At 70.0% G+C, this 18360-nt stretch carries 19 protein-coding genes and 1 pseudogene; 10 read left to right on the plus strand and 10 right to left on the minus strand.

Annotated elements, in window-relative coordinates; all coding sequences use genetic code 11:
* Positions 1-61 precede the first annotated feature (61 nt).
* The 6 genes from OOK07_RS31305 (at position 62) to OOK07_RS31330 (ending at position 6574) form a co-directional block, all read left to right on the plus strand.
* On the plus strand, positions 62-508 hold the full coding sequence (locus OOK07_RS31305) for a hypothetical protein (RefSeq protein WP_266799779.1): 447 nt from the start codon (positions 62-64) through the stop codon (positions 506-508).
* A 137-nt stretch (positions 509-645) separates the two neighbouring features.
* Positions 646-1752, plus strand: a complete 1107-nt coding sequence (gene rlmN / locus OOK07_RS31310) for a dual-specificity RNA methyltransferase RlmN (RefSeq protein WP_266799781.1) — start codon at positions 646-648, stop codon at positions 1750-1752.
* A gap of 226 nt (positions 1753-1978) precedes the next feature.
* Positions 1979-3091: a thiamine ABC transporter substrate-binding protein gene (locus OOK07_RS31315; protein ID WP_266685104.1), complete on the plus strand. Its 1113-nt coding sequence runs from the start codon at positions 1979-1981 to the stop codon at positions 3089-3091.
* A gap of 38 nt (positions 3092-3129) precedes the next feature.
* The gene (locus OOK07_RS31320; RefSeq protein WP_266685105.1) at positions 3130-4731 is read left to right on the plus strand and encodes an ABC transporter permease; all 1602 of its coding nucleotides are present in this window, start codon (positions 3130-3132) and stop codon (positions 4729-4731) included.
* Positions 4732-5751, plus strand: coding sequence for an ABC transporter ATP-binding protein (locus OOK07_RS31325; protein WP_266685106.1), 1020 nt, complete (start codon positions 4732-4734; stop codon positions 5749-5751).
* Between the two features lie 25 nt (positions 5752-5776).
* The gene (locus OOK07_RS31330) at positions 5777-6574 is read left to right on the plus strand and encodes a maleylpyruvate isomerase family mycothiol-dependent enzyme (RefSeq protein WP_266799783.1); all 798 of its coding nucleotides are present in this window, start codon (positions 5777-5779) and stop codon (positions 6572-6574) included.
* 62 nt (positions 6575-6636) lie between these two features.
* Here the strand turns inward: OOK07_RS31330 and OOK07_RS31335 are convergent, their stop codons facing one another.
* From OOK07_RS31335 to OOK07_RS31365, 7 genes are all read right to left on the minus strand, one after another.
* Positions 6637-7332: an LAETG motif-containing sortase-dependent surface protein gene (locus OOK07_RS31335; protein ID WP_266799785.1), complete on the minus strand. Its 696-nt coding sequence runs from the start codon at positions 7330-7332 to the stop codon at positions 6637-6639.
* 165 nt (positions 7333-7497) lie between these two features.
* A complete protein-coding gene (locus OOK07_RS31340) occupies positions 7498-8619 on the minus strand; it encodes an LOG family protein (protein WP_266799786.1) in 1122 nt (373 codons plus the stop codon).
* A gap of 37 nt (positions 8620-8656) precedes the next feature.
* A complete protein-coding gene (locus tag OOK07_RS31345; RefSeq protein ID WP_266799788.1) occupies positions 8657-9064 on the minus strand; it encodes a VOC family protein in 408 nt (135 codons plus the stop codon).
* A 94-nt stretch (positions 9065-9158) separates the two neighbouring features.
* Positions 9159-10508: a hypothetical protein gene (locus tag OOK07_RS31350; RefSeq protein ID WP_266799789.1), complete on the minus strand. Its 1350-nt coding sequence runs from the start codon at positions 10506-10508 to the stop codon at positions 9159-9161.
* Positions 10490-11230 carry an ABC transporter ATP-binding protein gene (locus OOK07_RS31355; RefSeq protein WP_266685113.1) on the minus strand — a complete coding sequence of 247 codons (741 nt, stop codon included), beginning with the start codon at positions 11228-11230 and terminating at the stop codon, positions 10490-10492. The genes OOK07_RS31350 and OOK07_RS31355 overlap by 19 nt, the downstream gene beginning before the upstream one ends.
* 221 nt (positions 11231-11451) lie before the next feature.
* Positions 11452-12816: an aspartate aminotransferase family protein gene (locus tag OOK07_RS31360; protein WP_266685115.1), complete on the minus strand. Its 1365-nt coding sequence runs from the start codon at positions 12814-12816 to the stop codon at positions 11452-11454.
* A gap of 19 nt (positions 12817-12835) precedes the next feature.
* The gene (locus OOK07_RS31365) at positions 12836-13351 is read right to left on the minus strand and encodes an Lrp/AsnC family transcriptional regulator (protein ID WP_266685116.1); all 516 of its coding nucleotides are present in this window, start codon (positions 13349-13351) and stop codon (positions 12836-12838) included.
* 175 nt (positions 13352-13526) lie between these two features.
* Between OOK07_RS31365 and OOK07_RS31370 the strand changes: the two genes are divergently transcribed.
* A complete protein-coding gene (locus OOK07_RS31370; RefSeq protein ID WP_266799792.1) occupies positions 13527-14966 on the plus strand; it encodes a gamma-aminobutyraldehyde dehydrogenase in 1440 nt (479 codons plus the stop codon).
* Here the strand turns inward: OOK07_RS31370 and OOK07_RS31375 are convergent.
* The 3 genes and pseudogenes from OOK07_RS31375 to OOK07_RS31385 form a co-directional block, all read right to left on the minus strand.
* Positions 14963-15301 carry a hypothetical protein gene (locus OOK07_RS31375; RefSeq protein WP_266799794.1) on the minus strand — a complete coding sequence of 113 codons (339 nt, stop codon included), beginning with the start codon at positions 15299-15301 and terminating at the stop codon, positions 14963-14965. The two genes, OOK07_RS31370 and OOK07_RS31375, sit on opposite strands and share 4 nt — an antisense overlap.
* Positions 15302-15416: 115 nt before the next feature.
* Positions 15417-15594: pseudogene (locus OOK07_RS31380) on the minus strand (IS5/IS1182 family transposase); the annotation flags it as partial.
* A gap of 103 nt (positions 15595-15697) precedes the next feature.
* Positions 15698-16366 (minus strand): YceI family protein, encoded by a 669-nt coding sequence (locus tag OOK07_RS31385; RefSeq protein WP_266799796.1) that lies wholly within the window; start codon positions 16364-16366, stop codon positions 15698-15700.
* Between the two features lie 203 nt (positions 16367-16569).
* On the opposite strand from OOK07_RS31385, the gene OOK07_RS31390 reads away from it, so the two are divergent.
* The 3 genes from OOK07_RS31390 (at position 16570) to OOK07_RS31400 (ending at position 18303) form a co-directional block, all read left to right on the plus strand.
* Positions 16570-16947 carry a Tat pathway signal sequence domain protein gene (locus tag OOK07_RS31390; protein WP_266799798.1) on the plus strand — a complete coding sequence of 126 codons (378 nt, stop codon included), beginning with the start codon at positions 16570-16572 and terminating at the stop codon, positions 16945-16947.
* On the plus strand, positions 16944-17597 hold the full coding sequence (locus OOK07_RS31395; protein WP_266685123.1) for a class F sortase: 654 nt from the start codon (positions 16944-16946) through the stop codon (positions 17595-17597). The genes OOK07_RS31390 and OOK07_RS31395 overlap by 4 nt, the downstream gene beginning before the upstream one ends.
* A gap of 214 nt (positions 17598-17811) precedes the next feature.
* Positions 17812-18303, plus strand: a complete 492-nt coding sequence (locus tag OOK07_RS31400; protein ID WP_266799801.1) for an RNA polymerase sigma factor — start codon at positions 17812-17814, stop codon at positions 18301-18303.
* Positions 18304-18360: the final 57 nt, after the last annotated feature.

Consider the following 18360-nt stretch of genomic DNA (forward strand, 5'->3'; position numbering starts at 1 on the left):
GGCCGTCTTTTCGCCTGCCCGTCCTGCCCTGCCTGTCCTACTGTGCCCCTTGGGGGTTGCCATGAGCGACCAGTCGTCGATGATGCCGCTGTTGACTGCGATCAAGGTGATGACCAGCCTGGCGTGCGCGATCGTTGCGTACTGGCTCTCGTACAGCTACCAGAAGTCCGCCGCCATGGACGCAATCGTCCCGCAAGGAGAAGTATTCCAAGATCCGGGCCTGTACGGCTGGAAGTCCTTCTGCGCCGCAGCGGGTGGCTTCTTGGCGGCCTTCCTTGACTTCCAGCAAGTCGTGGGCGTACTTGGCCTCCCCGAGGTGCCGAGTGACCACGACATTGGATGCGCTGTCCTTGTGTGCATCGTGTCTCTCGTGTGCGGCATGCTCGGCTTCAGTGTCTGCCTCAAGATCAACACGCCGTGGCAGGTGGCGATGTTCGGAGGTGGTACTACCTTCACCAGCGCGTTGCTGATCTTTCCGGACGTTCTCAGAGGGTTCAACGTGCTCTGACAGCAGTGAGCAGCGCTCTCGGACGGTCCCTGGGCCGTCCGAAGCCGACCAACGCCGACAGTCGGCACCCACAGGTGACCACCCCCACCCCGCTCCGGCCTGGGCTCCCGGCGATGATCTGCCACACTGGAAGGGTTATGCCTGCACCCGGAGAACTCACTTTCGTCGCCCCCCGCGGAGCCAAGAAGCCGCCGCGGCACCTTGCCGACCTCACGCCTGCCGAGCGCAAGGAAGCGGTGGCCGAGATCGGCGAGAAGCCGTTTCGTGCCAAGCAGCTCTCGCAGCATTACTTCGCGCGGTTCGCGCACGACCCGGCGGAGTGGACCGACATTCCGGCCGGCTCGCGCGGGAAGCTGCAGGAGGTGCTGCTTCCCGAGCTGATGACCGTGGTACGGCATCTGTCGACGGACGAGGGGACGACCCGCAAGACGCTGTGGCGGCTGTTTGACGGGACGCTCGTCGAGTCTGTGCTCATGCGGTATCCCGACCGGGTGACCATGTGCATCAGCTCGCAGGCCGGGTGCGGGATGAACTGCCCGTTCTGTGCGACCGGGCAGGCGGGCCTCGACCGGAATCTGTCCACCGCCGAGATCGTCCATCAGATCGTGGACGGGATGCGGGCGCTGCGGGACGGGGAGGTCCCCGGGGGGCCCGCGCGGCTTTCCAACATCGTGTTCATGGGCATGGGCGAGCCCCTCGCCAACTACAAGCGGGTCGTCGGTGCCGTCCGGGCGCTCACCGACCCCGCCCCCGACGGGCTCGGGCTGTCGCAGCGCGGCATCACCGTGTCGACCGTCGGGCTCGTCCCGGCCATCCACCGGTTCGCCGACGAGGGCTTCAAATGCAGGCTGGCCATCTCTCTGCACGCCCCCGACGACGAGCTGCGCGACACCCTCGTCCCCGTCAACACCCGGTGGAAGGTGCGCGAGGTCCTCGACGCCGGGTTCGAGTACGTCGAGAAGAGCGGGCGAAGGCTGAGCATCGAGTACGCGCTCATTCGCGACATCAACGACCAGGCCTGGCGCGGTGACCGGCTCGGCCGGCTGCTCAAAGGCAAGCCCGTGCACGTCAACCTCATCCCGCTGAACCCGACGCCGGGTTCGAAGTGGACGGCCTCGCGGCCCGAGGACGAGAAGGCGTTCGTCGAGGCCATCGCGGCGCACGGCGTGCCGGTGACCGTCCGGGACACCCGGGGCCAGGAGATCGACGGAGCCTGCGGCCAGCTCGCGGCCACCGAGCGGTGACCCGGTAACCTGACCCCGTACGCATATCTTCATATTCCGACAGGGGAGCGCCACAGCGCTGAGAGTGCGGCAACCGGGCCGCAGACCCTCTGAACCTTGCCCAGGTCATTCTGGGTAGGAAGTTCGGTCTTCACTCAAGCTGTTGCGCCCTGCCCGGGAACCGGAGGATCTCCCCGACGGTCCCGGGCAGGGCCGCGTCTCTTCCTGGCCAGCCAGGAGGAATTCAGTGCACACCAAGACGTTTGTGGCCGCCGCGGTCGGCCTCGGCCTGATCACGCTGTCCGCGTGCGGGTCGTCGTCCGGCAGCGGCGGGTCCGGAGACTCCAAGTCCGTCACCCTCGTCAGCCACGACTCGTGGGCCGTCTCGAAGAGCGTCCTCGCCGACTTCGAGAAGCAGTCCGGCTACAAGGTCCACGTCCTCAAGGACGGCGACGCCGGACAGGCCGTCAACAAGGCCATCCTCACCAAGGACAACCCGCAGGGCGACGTCTTCTTCGGCGTCGACAACACCCTGCTGTCGCGGGCGCTCGACAACGGCCTCTTCCAGCCGTACGAGGCGAAGGGCGCGGGACAGATCCAGGCGCAGTACCGGGTCGACCAGGACAAGCACCGCGTCACGCCCATCGACTCCGGCGACATCTGCGTCAACTACGACAAGGCGTACTTCAGCAAGCACAAGCTGGCCCCGCCCCAGTCGTTCGACGACCTGGTCAAGCCCGCGTACAAGAACCTCCTCGTCACCGAGAACGCCGCCACCTCCTCGCCCGGCCTCGGATTCCTGCTCGGCACCGCGGCCAGGTACGGCGATGGGGGCACCTCCCGCTCGGGCGGAGCCGAGAGTGGGGGAGGCTGGCAGGGCTACTGGAAGAAGCTCACGGCGAACGGCGTCAAGGTCGTCGACGGCTGGGAGCAGGCGTACAACGACGAGTTCTCCGGGTCCGCCGGCGGCAAGAAGGCCAAGGCCGACCGGCCGCTCGTCGTGTCGTACGCCTCCTCGCCGCCCGCCGAGGTCATCTACGGTGACCCGAAGCCGAAGACCGCGCCGACCGGGACGTCGTACGGCACCTGCTTCCGGCAGGTCGAGTACGCCGGGCTGCTCAGCAACGCCAAGAACAGCAAGGGCGGCAAGGCGTTCCTCGACTTCCTGGTCACCAAGGAGTTCCAGGAGGACATGCCGCTGAACATGTTCGTCTACCCGGTGCGGGAGGGCGCTCAGGTGCCGCCGGAGTTCGTGAAGTACGGGCAGCCGGCCAAGGACCCCGAGACCATCGCCCCGGCCAGGATCGCCGCCAACCGTGACCAGTGGGTCAAGTCGTGGACGTCACTCGTACTGAAGTAGCGCCCCGCAGGCGCCAGAACGCGGCGCGGCTCGGGCTCATGGCCGTGCCGGTCGCGTTCTTCGCGCTGTTCTTCGCCTGGCCCGTCGCCGCGATCGTGGCGCGCGGGCTCAAGGTCGACGGGGCCTGGCAGTTCGGCCGGATCGCGGACGTCGTCGCGCAGTCCGACATCCGGCACGTCCTGTGGTTCACCACCTGGCAGGCCCTCGCCTCCACCGCGCTCACGCTGATGGTCGCGCTGCCCGGCGCGTACGTCTTCGCGCGCTTCCACTTCCCCGGCAAGCAGGTCCTGCGCGCCGTCGTCACCGTCCCCTTCGTACTGCCGACCGTCGTCGTCGGTACGGCGTTCCTGGCCCTCGTCGGACGCGGGGGACTCCTCGACGAGCTGTGGGGCGTACGGCTGGACACCACCGTCTGGGCCATCCTGCTCGCGCACGTCTTCTTCAACTACGCCGTCGTCGTGCGGACCGTCGGCGGCCTGTGGGCGCAGCTCGACCCGCGTCAGGAGGAGGCGGCCCGGATGCTGGGCGCCACGCGCTTCCATGCCTGGCGCAGGGTCACGCTGCCCGCGCTCGCGCCCGCGGTCGCCGCCGCCGCGCTCATGGTCTTCCTGTTCACCTTCACCTCCTTCGGAGTGGTGCAGATCCTGGGCGGGCCGACCTTCTCCACGCTGGAGGTGGAAATCTACCGGCAGACCTCCGAGATCTTCGACCTGTCCACGGCCGCCGTGCTCACGATCGTCCAGTTCGTGGCGGTGGGCGCGATCCTCGCCGTGCACGCCTGGACGGTACGGCGGCGGGAGACCGCGCTGCGGCTGGTGGACGCGAACACCACGGCCCGGCGGCCGCACGGGGCCGGCCAGTGGGCGCTGCTGGCCGGGGTCCTCGGCACCATCGCCGTCCTGCTCGTGCTGCCACTCGCCGTCCTGGTGCAACGGTCGCTGGACGCACCCGGCTTCGGCTACTACCGGGCGCTCACGAGCGAGGACGGCGGAACCTTCCTCGTCCCGCCGATCCAGGCGATCGGCAACTCCCTCCAGTACGCCCTCGCCGCCACCGCCATTGCCGTGGTGATCGGTGCTCTCGCTGCCGCGGCCCTCACGCGCAGGGACGCGGGCCGGCTGGTCCGCGGCTTCGACGCGCTGCTGATGCTGCCGCTCGGCGTCTCCGCGGTGACCGTAGGCTTCGGCTTCCTGATCGCCCTCGACGAGCCCCCGCTGGACCTGCGTCAGTCCTGGATCCTGGTGCCGCTCGCGCAGGCGCTGGTGGGCGTCCCCTTCGTCGTACGGACCATGCTGCCCGTGCTGCGGGCCGTGGACGGGCGGCTGCGGGAGGCCGCGGCGGTGCTCGGGGCGTCGCCCTGGCGGGTGTGGCGAGAGGTCGATCTGCCGATGGTGCGGCGGGCGCTGCTGGTCGCGGCCGGGTTCGCGTTCGCGGTGTCGCTGGGGGAGTTCGGGGCGACGGTGTTCATCGCGCGGCCCGACCACCCGACGCTGCCGGTCGCCGTGGCGCGACTGCTCGGCCGGCCCGGCGATCTCAACTACGGCCAGGCGATGGCCCTTTCGACGATTCTGATGGTGGTGTGCGCGGTGGCGCTGCTGGTGCTCGAGCGGCTCCGTACCGACCGGACCGGGGAGTTCTAGATGCTGCTGAGCCTGGAAGACGTGACCGTGCGGTTCGGCGGGCGGGCTGTGCTCGACGCCGTCGGCCTCGATGTCGCGGAGCACGAGATCGTGTGCGTGCTCGGGCCCAGCGGCAGTGGCAAGTCGACGCTGCTGCGGGCGGTGGCCGGGCTGCAACTCCTGGGTGGCGGGCGGGTGCTGCTCGACGGGCGGGACCAGTCTGACGTGCCCGCGCACAAGCGTGGGGTGGGTCTCATGTTCCAGGACCATCAGCTGTTCCCGCAGCGGGACGTGGGCGGGAACGTCGCCTTCGGGCTGCGGATGCACGGGGCGTCACGTCCTCAACAGGGTGAGCGCGTACGGGAGTTGCTGGAACTCGTCGGCCTTCCGGGTGCCGCCCGCCGGGCCGTCGCCTCGCTCTCAGGCGGTGAACAGCAGCGTGTCGCGCTGGCCCGTGCGCTCGCGCCCCGCCCGCGGCTGCTGATGCTGGACGAGCCGCTCGGCCAGCTCGACCGCTCGCTGCGGGAGCGGCTGGTCGTCGAACTCAGGGAACTCTTCGGCCGGTTGGGCACCACGGTCCTCGCCGTGACACATGACCAGGGCGAGGCCTTCGCGCTCGCCGACCGGGTCGTGGTGATGCGGGACGGGCGGATCGCCCAGTCCGGTACGCCACTTGAGGTGTGGCAGCGACCGGCGGACGAGTTCGTGGCCCGGTTCCTCGGCTTCGACAACGTGGTCGAAGGGACCGTGAGCGGTGCGGCCGCGGACACCCCCTGGGGCAAGCTGCCGGTGACCGAGGATGCCCCGCAGGGGACGCGCACCCTCCTCGTACGCCCCGCCGGTGTGCGTCTGGTCCCCGCCGACGAGGGCCTGCGCTGCACGGTGGCCGCACGCACCTTCAAGGGCACTCATGTCGCCGTACAACTGCAGCCGGAGGACGCGCCGAGGCTGGAGGCGGCGGTGGCGCTGCGGGAGGCGCCCGAGGTGGGGGAGGCGGTCGGAGTGGAGTTCGATGCCGCCGAAATCGTGGTGCTCGGCTGAGGAGAGCGACCGTAGGGTGACCGGCATGACCCTACTTACACATGATCGCTACTGCGACGAGATCGCCCACCAGGTCCAACAGTTGAGGGCGGTGGTCACGAGCGGCGCCGATCTGTCCGCGACCGTCCCGACCTGTCCGGACTGGACCCTGGAACAGCTCAACCTGCACATGGGCGGCGTCCTGCGCTGGGCTGGGACGCTGGTGCGGAAACGAGCCGAGGAGAACGTCCCCGACGAGGAGATACCGCGGGGCGACGGCCCCGAGAACCCGGGGGACGCCGAAGCCCTCGACGCCTGGCTGGCGGAGGCCGGGGAGCTGGCGGTGGGCGCGCTGCGCGAGGCCGGGCCCGACGCGAAGGTGTGGGCCTGGTCCGGGATCCACACGTCCGGCTTCTGGGCGCGACGTATGGCGCACGAGATCACCGTCCACCGGGCGGACGCCACACTGGCCGCCGGGCTGCCGTACGAGGTGGCGCCCGAGGTGGCCGCCGACACGATCGACGAGTGGCTGCAGATCGTGGAATGGTCCCAGCGGGCGGAGCCGGACGAGGCTGCTTGGCGGGAGCTGCGCGGACCCGGTCGCAGCATCCATCTCCATGCCACCGACACCGCCGCCGGACTGAACGCCGAGTGGGTCGTCGAACTCACCGAGGACGGCGTCTCCTGGCACCGCGGCCACGAGAAGGCGGACGTCGCCCTGCGCGGCCCGCTCACCCCGCTCCTCCTCGCCTTCTACGGCCGACTCCCGCTGGACAGCCCTGAGTTGGAGGTCCTCGGCGACCGGGAGCTGCTGGAGTTCTGGCTGGAGCGGGCGAGCTTCTGAACGACTGAGGCCCGCCCCCCGGGGATACGGGGACGGGCCACAGCGGTGTTCTGAGAGAGGCGTCAGCTGCTGCTGTTCGCCCCACGACGGCGCATGCCGAAGAAGACGGCGCCGCCGCCGACCACGACCAGCGCGCCCGCGATACCGGCGATCAGGCCGGTGTTGGAGTTCGCACCGGTCTCGGCGAGGTTCGAGTCACCGGCCGCCGGGGACGGCGCGTTGCTCGGGGCGCCGGCCGGAGCGGTGGTGCTCTCGGAGGCCGACGGGGTCGGAGTCGGGGACTCCTCGGCCGGCGGCGTGGTGGACTCCGACGGCGACGGGGTCGCGGGCGGCGTCGACTCGTCCTTCGAGCAGCCCTCGGACGGGGTCGTCAGGTTCGGCGTGATGTCCTTGTCGACGATCTTGCGATCGCCCTTGCCGGCCGAGACGTGGACGCGGTACTCGGCGTTCGGCTTCCAGTCCTCGGAGAAGGTGACGACCGTGCCTTCGCGCGAGCCGGTCACCTCCTGCTCGCCGACCTTCTGCACGTCGGCGCCGTTGCTCTCGAGGAACACGGTGACCGTTGCCGCGGTACCGGAGGCGTCCTGGTCGGTGACCGAGATGACGCCCTTGCTGCCGTCGCACTTGGCTTCGGCGGAGAACTCACTGATGTTGCAGGCGAGTGCACTGCCCGCGGCGCTCAGCGCGAGCGCGGAGGAGGCGGCGGCAACGCCCAGGATCTGCACGGAACGACGTGCGGTAAGGCGAGTTATGGACACGTTTGCCCTTCACGGGATGCGCAACTGCGGGGGGCTTACGGGGCGGGAAGTGAGGCGACAGTCGAGGTGAAGCCTCACGTACCCCATGAGACTCATAGGTTTATAAGCGTTCCATAAGGAGTGTCAATGCAAAGGCGGACCTGGGCCGTTGACTTTGCACACTCGTTAACCAGCGAGACGTTTCAACGCCTCCGGAGCCTCCTCGATCCGGTCAACGAGGGTGATACGGGACTCCATCGAGCGTTCCCGGGCGAGTGCCCGCAAGAGGGGCCAGGCCGGCAGCCGGTCCGTCCAGTGCGCGCGGTCGACGAGCACCATGGGCGTCGGTTCGCCGCGCGACTCGTAGTAGTTGGGCGTCGCGTTGTCGAAGATCTCCTGTACGGTGCCGGCGGCGCCCGGCAGGAAGACCACGCCCGCGTTCGAGCGGGCCAGCAGGCCGTCCTCGCGGGTGGCGTTGGCGAAGTACTTGGCGATGTGCGAGGCGAACGGGTTCGGCGGCTCGTGGCCGTAGAACCAGGTGGGGATGCCGATCGAGTGGTTGCCCTTCGGCCAGCGGGCGCGCACCTCGAAGGCGCACCGTGCCCACTCGCTGACCGACGGCGAGAACGACGGTGCCTTCGCCAGGAGTTCGCAGGCCTCGTCCAGCATGGCGTCGTCGTACGGCGCCGCGTACGCGCCCAGGTTCGCCGCCTCCATCGCCCCCGGTCCGCCGCCCGTCGCCACCGTGAACCCGCCGCGGCTCAGCTCCCGGCCCAGGCGCGCCGCACCGGCGTACGACCCCGTCCCGCGCGCCATCGCGTGGCCGCCCATGACTCCCACCACCCGTGCGCCCCGCAGGAGTTCGTCGAGGGCGTCGGAGACGGAGTCGTCGTGGACGGCGCGCAGCATCGAGGCGTAGATGTCGCCGTCGGCCTTGGTGCGCTGGAACCAGGTGTACGCGAGGGCGTCCGGTGTCCGCTCGTACCCCTTGTCCAGTGAGGCGAACAGTTCGTCGGGCGTGTAGAGACGACCGCGGTACGGGTCGAAGGGCAGATGCGGGACGGGCGGGAAGAGCAGGGCGCCGTCGGCGCGGACCTTCGCCGCCGCGTCCTCGCGCATCGGGCAGCCGAGGAAGACGGCCTCGGCGGTGGCGGTGGTGAGCAACTCCCGCGTGCGGTCGGTCAGATCGACGCCCTGCACGCGGTAGCCGGAGAGGGTGCCGCGGGCCGAGACGGTCGCGTCGAAGTCCTCGAGCGTCTCGATCTCGCGCTCGTCGTGGTGGGCCGCATGGGCCGGGCTCGTCTGCACGGCCCCATGCTAGGCACGGCGTCCTCGCGCGAAGTCCTCAGCCCTGGACGGCCGCCGGGTCCATCCACACGACCTCCCAGGAGTGGCCGTCGAGGTCGTCGAAGGAACGGCCGTACATGTAGCCGTGGTCCTGGACGTCTGGGTTGGCGGTGCCGCCGGCCGCGACCGCCTTGTCCACCAGCTCGTCGACCTTCTCGCGGCTCTCCGCGCTCAGGCAGATCAGCACCTCGCTGGTCTTCGTCGAGTCCGCGATCTCCTTCTTCGTGAAGTCCGCGTACCGCTGCTTGCCGAGCAGCATCGCGATGATGGTGTCGCTGATCACGACGCAGGTGCAGTCGTCGGTGCTGAACTGCGGGTTGATCGTGTAGCCGAGCTGCGTGAAGAACTTCTTCGACGCGTCGACGTCGTTGGTGGCAAGGTTCACGAAGATCATCTGCTGGTACATGTGAGGTCTCCCGTCGGATGCGTGCCTTTCGGTGGGGTAGACCGGGGGCCCGTGCGGAACTCATCGGGCCCCGGGATTTTTTTCGTACGCGTTCTCAGCGGGCGAGTGGCAGGGCCGCCAGCTCCGCCACGATCAGGGTCAGCGGGCCGAACAGGGCGAGCAGCGTGCCCGCACGGAGGGCGGCGGCACCGCGCAGCATCGTGGTGGGGGCACCCAGGCGCAACAGGGCGGCCGTGGTGTCGGCCCGGGCGTGCTTGGCCTCCACGGCGGTGGTGAGCAGCGTGGCGACGGTGCAGCCGGTGACGAGAAACGTGCCGACGGTGGTGAGCGGGCCGAGGGAGGGTGAACTGGTCTGGTACAGCGCCGTCATGGCGAACGCGCCGGAGGCGGCCGCGCTGACGACGCCGAGCGGGCGCCCGATGCGGGTGGCCTCCTCCATCAGGACGCGGCCGGCGAGCAGTCGCAGGGCGCCGGGGCGGGCCGCCTGCAGGAGACGGCCGCACAAGTGGGTCAGGCCGGGCCCCGCGAGAGCCAGGCCGAGGGCGGTGAGGGCCCAGCCGGCGACGACCGCCGGGGTGCCCGATGTGAGGCCGCCGGGGAGGGCGAGCCCGGGTACGGCCGAGGTGCTGCCCGCGTAGGCCTGAACGGCCAGGCCGACGGTGAGTACGGAGATCCCCCAGGGCAGGCCCGCGGGGGCGCTGTGGGGCGCCGCGGGCTGGGTGGGGTCGGAGTCGGGCGTGGCGGTGACGGGGGCCGGTTCCGAAGAGGCGGGGTGGCCTTGGGACGGCGGTGCGGCGGCGGGACGGTGGCCCGTGCCCCGCCGGTGGGCGCCGAAGCGGCCGTACGTCCCGAAGGTCTCCCGTGCCACCGACCGGCCGTACGCCCCGAAGCGGCCGTAACGGCGCGCTGCCGTCCGTGCCGCGGTCGGCCTCGCGTACCGCGGGGCCAGCACGAGCGCCACCGTCACCGAGGAGATCGCCGGGACCAGCGCCAGCAGGGTCAGGGACGCCGGGAGGGGCAACGGCTGGTCGGCGGCCAGGAAGGCCGAGGCCGCGCCGTCGAAGGGCAGGCCCGTGAGGTCGCCGCGGAGCTGGAGGAAGAGCAGGAGGGCCAGCAGCGAGCCCAGCGTGCACGACAGGGCCGTGGTCATGGCCGAGATCGTCATCAGGCGGCTTGGGCCCAGGCCGATGGCCGACAGGCCGGGGCGCGGTTTCGTGGCCGGGTCGGTGCGGGCCACCGCCACCGCGAGGTGGACGGTGGCGGCCAGCGGGGTCAGGCACCAGGCCAGACGCAGGGCCGAGCCGGAGGGGTTCTCCGCGTGGCTCATCGCGTAGCCGAGGGCGCACAGCAGAAGGAAGCCCGTGCCGGCCGACGCCAGCGCCACCAGAACGCGGCGCAGCTGTACGGCCGGGTGGGCGCCGCGGGTCAGACGGAGAGCGAGCACGCGGCCCGGCCTTCCGTCTCGGCGGCCGGGGGCAGATGGACCGTGTTCACACGCCGGCCGTCCAGCAGCGACACCGTGCGGTCGGCGAGGGCCGCGGTCTCCGCGTCGTGGGTGGCCAGGACGACCGTGATGCCGTGCGAGCGGGCCGCCGTGGTGAGCGTGCGCAGGACGTGGGCGCGGTCGGCGCGGTGCAGGGGGGCGGTGGGCTCGTCCGCGAACAGGACGGTGGGGGCCGGGGCGAGGGCCCGGGCGATCGACACGCGCTGCCGCTCGGCCTGCTTCAGTTCGTGCGGGCGCCGACGGGACTTGTCGCCGACGTCGAGGCGCTCCAGCCACTCCAGGGCGGCCGTCTTGGCGCGGCGGCGGCTGGTGCCGCGGAGCATCAGGGGCAGCGCTGCGTTCTCCCAGGCGTTCAGCTCGGGGACGAGCACGGGGGCCGGGTCGATCCAGCCGAACCGGTCGCGGCGCAGACGCTCACGGGCCAGGGGGCCCATGGTGTGGACCGGCGCGCTGTTGAACCAGACCTCGCCGCGTTGGGCCGGGACCAGGCCCGACAGGCAGCGCAGAAGCGTGGTCTTGCCGCTGCCCCGGGGGCCGCTGACGGCGAGGATCTCGCCCACCTTGACGCCGATCGAGACGCCGCTGAGCGCGGGCGAGCCGTCCCTGTGCTGGAAGTGCAGGGCTCGTGCCCAGAGCACGTCGTTGTCCGGCGGGGCCACCATCCGCGTACACCTCGGTTCAGATCCGTTTTTGCCGTGCCACATCCCCCGTGCGGGGGAACGAAGACAGGGCCGATCGGTCACTCGGCACGCTAGGCAGTTCAGGTGTGGATGCCGGACAGCACACGGCCCCGGGCCCCCGTTTCTCACTCGAACGGGCGGCACCGGGGCCGGTGTTGATCATCCAGAACGAAGATCGGTCCACGGGGACCGGTCCACGCAGATCAGAGCTTCGTCCACGCCTCGGTCAGGGTCGCGCGCAGGATCTGCTCGATCTCGTCGAAGGTCTCCTGGTTGGAGATCAGCGGCGGGGCGAGCTGGACGACCGGGTCGCCGCGGTCGTCGGCACGGCAGTACAGGCCGTTGTCGTACAGGGCCTTGGAGAGGAAGCCGTACAGGACGCGCTCCGTCTCCTCCTCGTTGAAGGACTCCTTGGTGTGCTTGTCCTTCACCAGCTCGATGCCGTAGAAGAAGCCGTTGCCGCGGACGTCGCCGACGATCGGCAGGTCGTGCAGCTTCTCCAGGGTCGAGCGGAAGTTGCCCTCGTTGTCGAGCACGTGCTGGTTGAGGTTCTCGCGCTCGAACAGGTCGAGGTTGGCGAGGCCGACGGCCGCGGAGACCGGGTGGCCGCCGAAGGTGTAGCCGTGCAGGAAGGTGTTGTCGCCCTTGTAGAACGGCTCGGCGAGGCGGTCGGAGATGATGCAGGCGCCGATCGGGGAGTAGCCCGAGGTCATGCCCTTGGCGCAGGTGATCATGTCCGGGACGTAGCCGAACTTGTCGCAGGCGAAGGTCGTGCCCAGGCGGCCGAAGGCGCAGATGACCTCGTCCGAGACCAGCAGCACGTCGTACTGGTCGCAGATCTCGCGCACCCGCTGGAAGTATCCGGGCGGGGGCGGGAAGCAGCCGCCGGCGTTCTGCACGGGCTCCAGGAAGACCGCGGCGACCGTCTCCGGGCCCTCGAAGAGGATCTGCTGCTCGATCTGGTCGGCGGCCCAGCGGCCGAAGGCCTCCGGGTCGTCGCCGAAGAGCGGGGCGCGGTAGATGTTGGTGTTCGGGACCTTGTGCGCGCCCGGGACGAGCGGCTCGAACGGGGCCTTCAATGCCGGCAGGCCCGTGATCGACAGGGCTCCCTGCGGGGTGCCGTGGTAGGCGACCGCGCGCGAGATGACCTTGTACTTGTTGGGCTTGCCCGTCAGCTTGAAGTACTGCTTGGCGAGCTTCCAGGCGGTCTCCACCGCCTCACCGCCGCCGGTGGTGAAGAAGACCTTGTTCAGGTCGCCCGGGGCCTGGTCGGCAAGGCGCTCGGCCAGTTCCACGGCCTTCGGGTGGGCGTAGGACCACACCGGGAAGAACGCCAGCTCCTGCCCCTGCTTGAAGGCCGCCTCGGCGAGCTCCACGCGGCCGTGGCCGGCCTGGACCACGAACAGCCCCGCGAGACCGTCGAGGTAGCGCTTGCCCTTGTCGTCGTAGATATGCGTGCCCTCGCCCCGGACGATGGTCGGGACCGGCGAGTTCTCGTACGAGGACATGCGGGTGAAGTGCATCCACAGGTGGTCGTACGCGGTGCGGCTGAGGTCCTTGGTGCTCACGGTTATCGGGTCCTCACGGTTATCGGGTTCCCCACATGTAGGTCTGCTTCTTGAGCTTCAGGTAGACGAAGCTCTCGGTGGAGCGCACGCCGGGCAGCGCCCGGATGCGTTTGTTGATGACGTCCAGCAGGTGGTCGTCGTCCTCGCAGACGATCTCGGCGAGGATGTCGAACGAGCCCGCCGTCATCACCACGTACTCGACTTCCGGCATGGCCGTCAGCGCCTCGGCCACCGGGTCCAGGTCGCCCTCGACGTGGACACCGACCATCGCCTGCCGGCGGAAACCCACGGTGAGCGGGTCCGTGACGGCGACGATCTGCATCACGCCCTGGTCGAGCAGCTTCTGGACGCGCTGGCGCACGGCCGCCTCGGACAGGCCGACGGCCTTGCCGATCGCGGCGTAGGGCCGGCGGCCGTCCTCCTGGAGCTGTTCGATGATGGCGAGGGAGACGGCATCCAGATGAGGAGTGCCGTTTCTGGACTCGCGGGAGTCCCTGTGCTCTGCGCTTCGACTGGCCACGAGCTCACTGTGCACGACGTCTCGACCGTTCCGCAAGGGCAGACCAATGAAATTCGTTGTTTACGTGACTAAGACCTGCGGATTTCGTAGTCTTCCGGCGATCGGGGGTGTTGAAAACGTGGGCTTGCGGATTAGGGTGGTGTCTCAGCCAATGGACACGTTGGATCCACTCGAACTTGGAGGGCCGGCAGTGAGCACCGAGCTGCGTCGTCTGCGCAATTACATCGACGGTGAGTTCCGGGACGCCGCCGACGGACGGACCACGGAGGTGGTCAACCCCGTGACGGGCGAGGCGTACGCGACCGCGCCGCTGTCCGGGGCGGCGGACGTCGACGCCGCGATGGCGGCCGCCGCCGCGGCCTTCCCGGCCTGGCGCGACACCACCCCCTCCGAGCGTCAGAAGGCCCTGCTGAAGATCGCGGACGCGTTCGAGGAGCGTGCCGAGGAACTCATCGCGGCCGAGGTGGAGAACACGGGCAAGCCGATCGGACTCACGCGGTCCGAGGAGATCCCGCCCATGGTCGACCAGATCCGCTTCTTCGCGGGTGCGGCCCGGATGCTGGAGGGGCGCAGCGCCGGCGAGTACATGGAGGGGCTGACCTCGATCGTCCGCCGCGAGCCGATCGGCGTCTGCGCGCAGGTCGCGCCGTGGAACTACCCGATGATGATGGCCGTGTGGAAGTTCGCCCCGGCGCTCGCCGCGGGCAACACGGTCGTGCTGAAGCCCTCGGACACGACCCCCGCGTCGACCGTGCTCATCGCCGACATCATCGGCTCCATCCTGCCCACGGGCGTCTTCAACGTCATCACGGGCGACCGTGACACCGGCCGGCTGATGGTCGAGCACACGACCCCGGCGATGGCGTCCATCACCGGCTCCGTGCGCGCCGGCATGTCGGTCGCCGAGTCGGCGTCCAAGGACCTCAAGCGGGTCCACCTGGAGCTGGGCGGCAAGGCGCCGGTCGTGGTCTTCGAGGACACCGACATCGCCAAGGCCGTCGAGGACATCTCGGTGGCGGGCTTCTTCAACGCCGGCCAGGACTGTACGGCGGCGACACGTGTCCTCGTCCAGGAGGGCATCCACGACGAGTTCGTGGCCGCGCTCGCGAAGGCGGCCGCCGAGACGAAGACCGGCCGGCCGGACGACGAGGACGTACTCTTCGGCCCGCTCAACAACCCGAACCAGCTGAAGCAGGTCTCCGGCTTCATCGAGCGGCTGCCCGCCCACGCGAAGGTCGAGGCCGGTGGCCACCAGGTCGGCGAGAAGGGGTACTTCTACGCGCCGACCGTCGTGTCCGGGCTGAAGCAGGACGACGAGATCGTCCAGAGGGAGATCTTCGGGCCGGTGATCACCGTCCAGTCCTTCACCGACGAGGAGCAGGCCGTGGAGTGGGCCAACGGCGTGGAGTACGCGCTGGCGTCGTCGGTGTGGACCAAGGACCACGGGCGTGCGATGCGCATGTCGAAGAAGCTCGACTTCGGGTGCGTGTGGATCAACACGCACATTCCGCTGGTCGCCGAGATGCCGCACGGCGGGTTCAAGAAGTCCGGGTACGGCAAGGACCTGTCGGCGTACGGCTTCGACGACTACACGCGGATCAAGCACGTGATGACGTCGCTGGACGGCTAGTCCTCCGGTCGCCCGGATTCGAAAAGGCGCTGCCCGTGCCGATGTCGGCACGGGCAGCGTCGGCGTGCGGTCGCGGCCGCCTCGGGTGACTTCACGTCGAACCGGTCGATCACCATGAAGGCGCCGCTGTTCTTGGTGAGGGTGAGGGTGTGCCGTCCGGCCGTCAGACCGCTGACCGTGTAGACGGTCTGCTGGACGTGGCGGCTGGTGGCGTTGGCGTTGACGGTGCCCTGCGAGGCTCCGTCGAGGGAGACCGCGATCGTGCCTTCGTCGGTGTTGGTCTCGGTGATCACGTCGATCCAGGTGCCGACGAAGGTGACCGTCTGCGCTATCACGAACCTGCACGTGCACCGGGCCGGGCCGGCACGGCTCGCCGCGTGGTTCCGCCGCCGCCGGCACATCGAGAACCGGGATCCGTTGGGTCCGCGACGTTTTGGCGAGTCTGCGGCAGCAGATCAGAGTGCAGGCGATGCTGGTGAATGCCAGGAAGTGGTCGGCTGTGCGTTCGTAGCGGCGGTGCGGGCGTCGGCATCCGGCGATCCAGGACATGGTGCGTTCGATCGTCCGGCGGTGGCCGGCCGAGCCGTGGCGAGGTCTCGATGCCTCTGCGGGAGATGCGGTGCCGGATCCCTCGGCTGGACAACCATCGCCGCAGGTGGTTGTAGTCGTGGCTCCCGCCGCGTCCGGTCCGGGGCCGAGGACGGATCCGGTCGGCCGTCAGCCGCGCGGTGTCATGTCATACGGATGGCGGCGATGTCGAACTGGAGGCGCACCTTCTCGCTCACCATGGCACCGCCCTCCTTCAGCCGCTGGTTGTAGGTCAGGCCCCAATCGGAGCGGTTGATGGTGGTCGTACCGTCGAAGCCCACCCGCTCGTCCCCGAACGGGTCGGTGACATGGCCTATGTAGGTGAGTTCCAGGTCGACCGGCCGGGTGGCGTTCTTGATGGTCAGGTCGCCGTGCATGCGGTAGACGTCGCTGCCCACGAGCTGCACTGCCGTACTGACGAAGCGCAGATGGGGATAGGTCGCCGCGTCCAGGAAGTCGCGGTGGACCAGATGGGCGTCGCGCTGTTCCACGCCGGTGTCGACCGACGCGGTGGACAGCACGATCTCGGCGCGTGAACGGGATGGATCTCGGCCGTCGAAGTAGAGCCGGCTCTGGTACTCGGTGAACGCTCCCCGCACGGTCGTGACCAGGGCGTGGCGGACGGAGAAACCGATACGACTGTGCGCCGGGTCGATCATCCACTCGCCGGTCAACGCCGCCTGTGCGGGATCCGACAGGTTCGTCGTCGGGGCGAACGCCGGTGGCTGATGGGGCCGTTGCGAAGCGGGAGCGGTGGACGGGGTGGGGGGAGCCGGGCGGCGCAGGGACGCACCCCGGGTGAACAGGTTCATGATTCACGTAACTACGTCATGCCGAGGAGCGCCGCAAGCCTCCTTCAAGACCCGCGCACACGGTCGTCACGAATCGCCCAACCGAAGCCGCTGACTTTGCGATCTCTTTACAACCTGGGTCATGGCTGCCTCGTCTCTTCGCTCGATCAGTGACACAGCCCGCCCGGCCGACTTCCGGGCGGACCGACGAAAGAGAGCGATTCATGCGCCGAACCGGCCTCAGTGCCTTGGCAGTTGCGTGCACCGCCGTGCTGGCGGGCGCGGTGCCCGCGTTCGCCGACGGGGCGTCCGCGGCTCCGAGCCCCGTCCCCTCCGCGACCCGCGCGCCCAGCGCCGGCCCCACGTCCGCCCCCGCCGAGAGCACCACCCCGAGCGCCGTGCCGAGTGCGGCCCCGACCCGGGCGCCGTCGCCCGGTCAGGTCTCCATCGTGCCGAGCGGTGCGCCCAACACCGGTGTGGCGCCGACCTCTTCGGACTCGTCGGGCGCGGGCGCTCTGATCGGCGGGGGCGCCGCCGCGGCCGTCGCCCTCGGCGGTGGCGCGGTCTTCATCGTGCGCCGCCGGCGGGCGAACGGGGCATGAGTCCGCTCTCCAGGCGCGCCTTCGCCGCCGCGGCGCTCGCCGCGCTCCTCGCGGGCTGCGGCGGCCCGGGCGCCACGAACGGCAACTCCCCGGACGGGAGCCGGGCGAGCGACGCGTCGTCCTCCGCCTCGTCGTCCTCTGCACCGTCGTCCTCCGCGCCACCGCACGCCGGGCCGGTGTCCGCGGTGGGGCGATCGACCCCGGTCAGGCTCCGGATACCGGCCATCGGGGTCGACACCCCGGTCATGAAGCTGGGCCTGGCCGCGGACGGCACCGTGCAGGTGCCGCCGATCGCGGCGCACGACCGCGCGGGCTGGTACGAACACTCCCCGACGCCGGGGCAGACCGGTCCGTCGGTGATCCTCGGCCATGTCACGGTCGGCGCCTACGGAGACGGGGTCTTCCGGCACCTGAAGGACCTGCACAAGGGGGAGCGGATCGTGGCGCGCCTGGAGAACGGCACGGCTGCGGTGTTCGCCGTGACCGACGTGCGGACGGTCGCCAAGGCCGCCTTCCCGTCGAAGGAGGTGTACGGGAACGTGAAGCGGCCGGAGCTGCGGCTGATCACGTGCGGCGGCGAACGGAGCGGTGACGGATACCTCGACAACGTGATCGTCTTCGCGGCGCTGAGATCGTCTTCACGGGACTGAGCCCGTCGAGCCCTTGACCGGCCGGCCGTCGGCCGAATCCAAACCGGGATCCCGGGCCGACGGAACGTACGCCGTCGGTCCGGGCTCTTCCCCCGTGAGCGTCATGAGTGCCACGTGCGCCACGTGCGCCACGTGCGCCACGTGCGCCACGTGCGCTTTGAGAGTGGTGAACGCCACGAGTCCCCCCGCAAGTGCCCCACGACCCGGGAGAACGTTGAAACGGTCCCGCGAGAAGGCCGCGTCCGAGCTGTTCGCCGCCCTCTACCCGCGTCTCGCCGGCTGGGTCCGCCGGCTGGTCGACGACGACGAGACGGCGCATGAGATCGCCTCGGAGGCGTTCACCCGGCTCTGGGCGCGCTGGACGGCCGTCGCGGAGCCGCGCGGTTTTCTCTACGTCACCGCGGCCAACCTCGTCCGGGACCACTGGCGCAAGCTGGAGCGCGAACGCAGAGCCGTACGCCGGGCGACCACCGAGGCCGCGGTGACCCCGCATCCCGAGCAGGCCGACCCCTCGGTGCGCCTGCTCGTGCAGTCCCTCCCGGAACGACTGCGCATCCCGATCCTCCTGCACTACTACGCTGACATGCCGATCCGGGAGGTGTCCGTGCTCACCGGACGCAAGGAAGGAACCGTCAAGGCCGACCTCCACGCGGCCCGCGAACTGCTCCGCGCCCACCTGAGGAGAAGCCTTGATCACACACTCTGACGAGGGCCCGGACCACGACCCCGACGACCCGCTCACCGTCATCCTGCGGCCCCCCGC

The organism is Streptomyces sp. NBC_00078, from assembly GCF_026343335.1.
Lineage (GTDB): Bacteria > Actinomycetota > Actinomycetes > Streptomycetales > Streptomycetaceae > Streptomyces.

Bases quoted from the DNA above. Each gene is read 5' to 3' on its own strand.
- OOK07_RS31390 (WP_266799798.1), top strand. From the start codon at position 16,570: ATGCGCCGAACCGGCCTCAGTGCCTTGGCAGTTGCGTGCACCGCCGTG.
- OOK07_RS31330 (WP_266799783.1), top strand. From the start codon at position 5,777: ATGACCCTACTTACACATGATCGCTACTGCGACGAGATCGCCCACCAG.
- OOK07_RS31325 (WP_266685106.1), top strand. From the start codon at position 4,732: ATGCTGCTGAGCCTGGAAGACGTGACCGTGCGGTTCGGCGGGCGGGCT.
- OOK07_RS31385 (WP_266799796.1), bottom strand. From the start codon at position 16,366: ATGAACCTGTTCACCCGGGGTGCGTCCCTGCGCCGCCCGGCTCCCCCC.
- rlmN (WP_266799781.1), top strand. From the start codon at position 646: ATGCCTGCACCCGGAGAACTCACTTTCGTCGCCCCCCGCGGAGCCAAG.
- OOK07_RS31355 (WP_266685113.1), bottom strand. From the start codon at position 11,230: ATGGTGGCCCCGCCGGACAACGACGTGCTCTGGGCACGAGCCCTGCAC.
- OOK07_RS31305 (WP_266799779.1), top strand. From the start codon at position 62: ATGAGCGACCAGTCGTCGATGATGCCGCTGTTGACTGCGATCAAGGTG.
- OOK07_RS31395 (WP_266685123.1), top strand. From the start codon at position 16,944: ATGAGTCCGCTCTCCAGGCGCGCCTTCGCCGCCGCGGCGCTCGCCGCG.
- OOK07_RS31345 (WP_266799788.1), bottom strand. From the start codon at position 9,064: ATGTACCAGCAGATGATCTTCGTGAACCTTGCCACCAACGACGTCGAC.
- OOK07_RS31320 (WP_266685105.1), top strand. From the start codon at position 3,130: ATGGCCGTGCCGGTCGCGTTCTTCGCGCTGTTCTTCGCCTGGCCCGTC.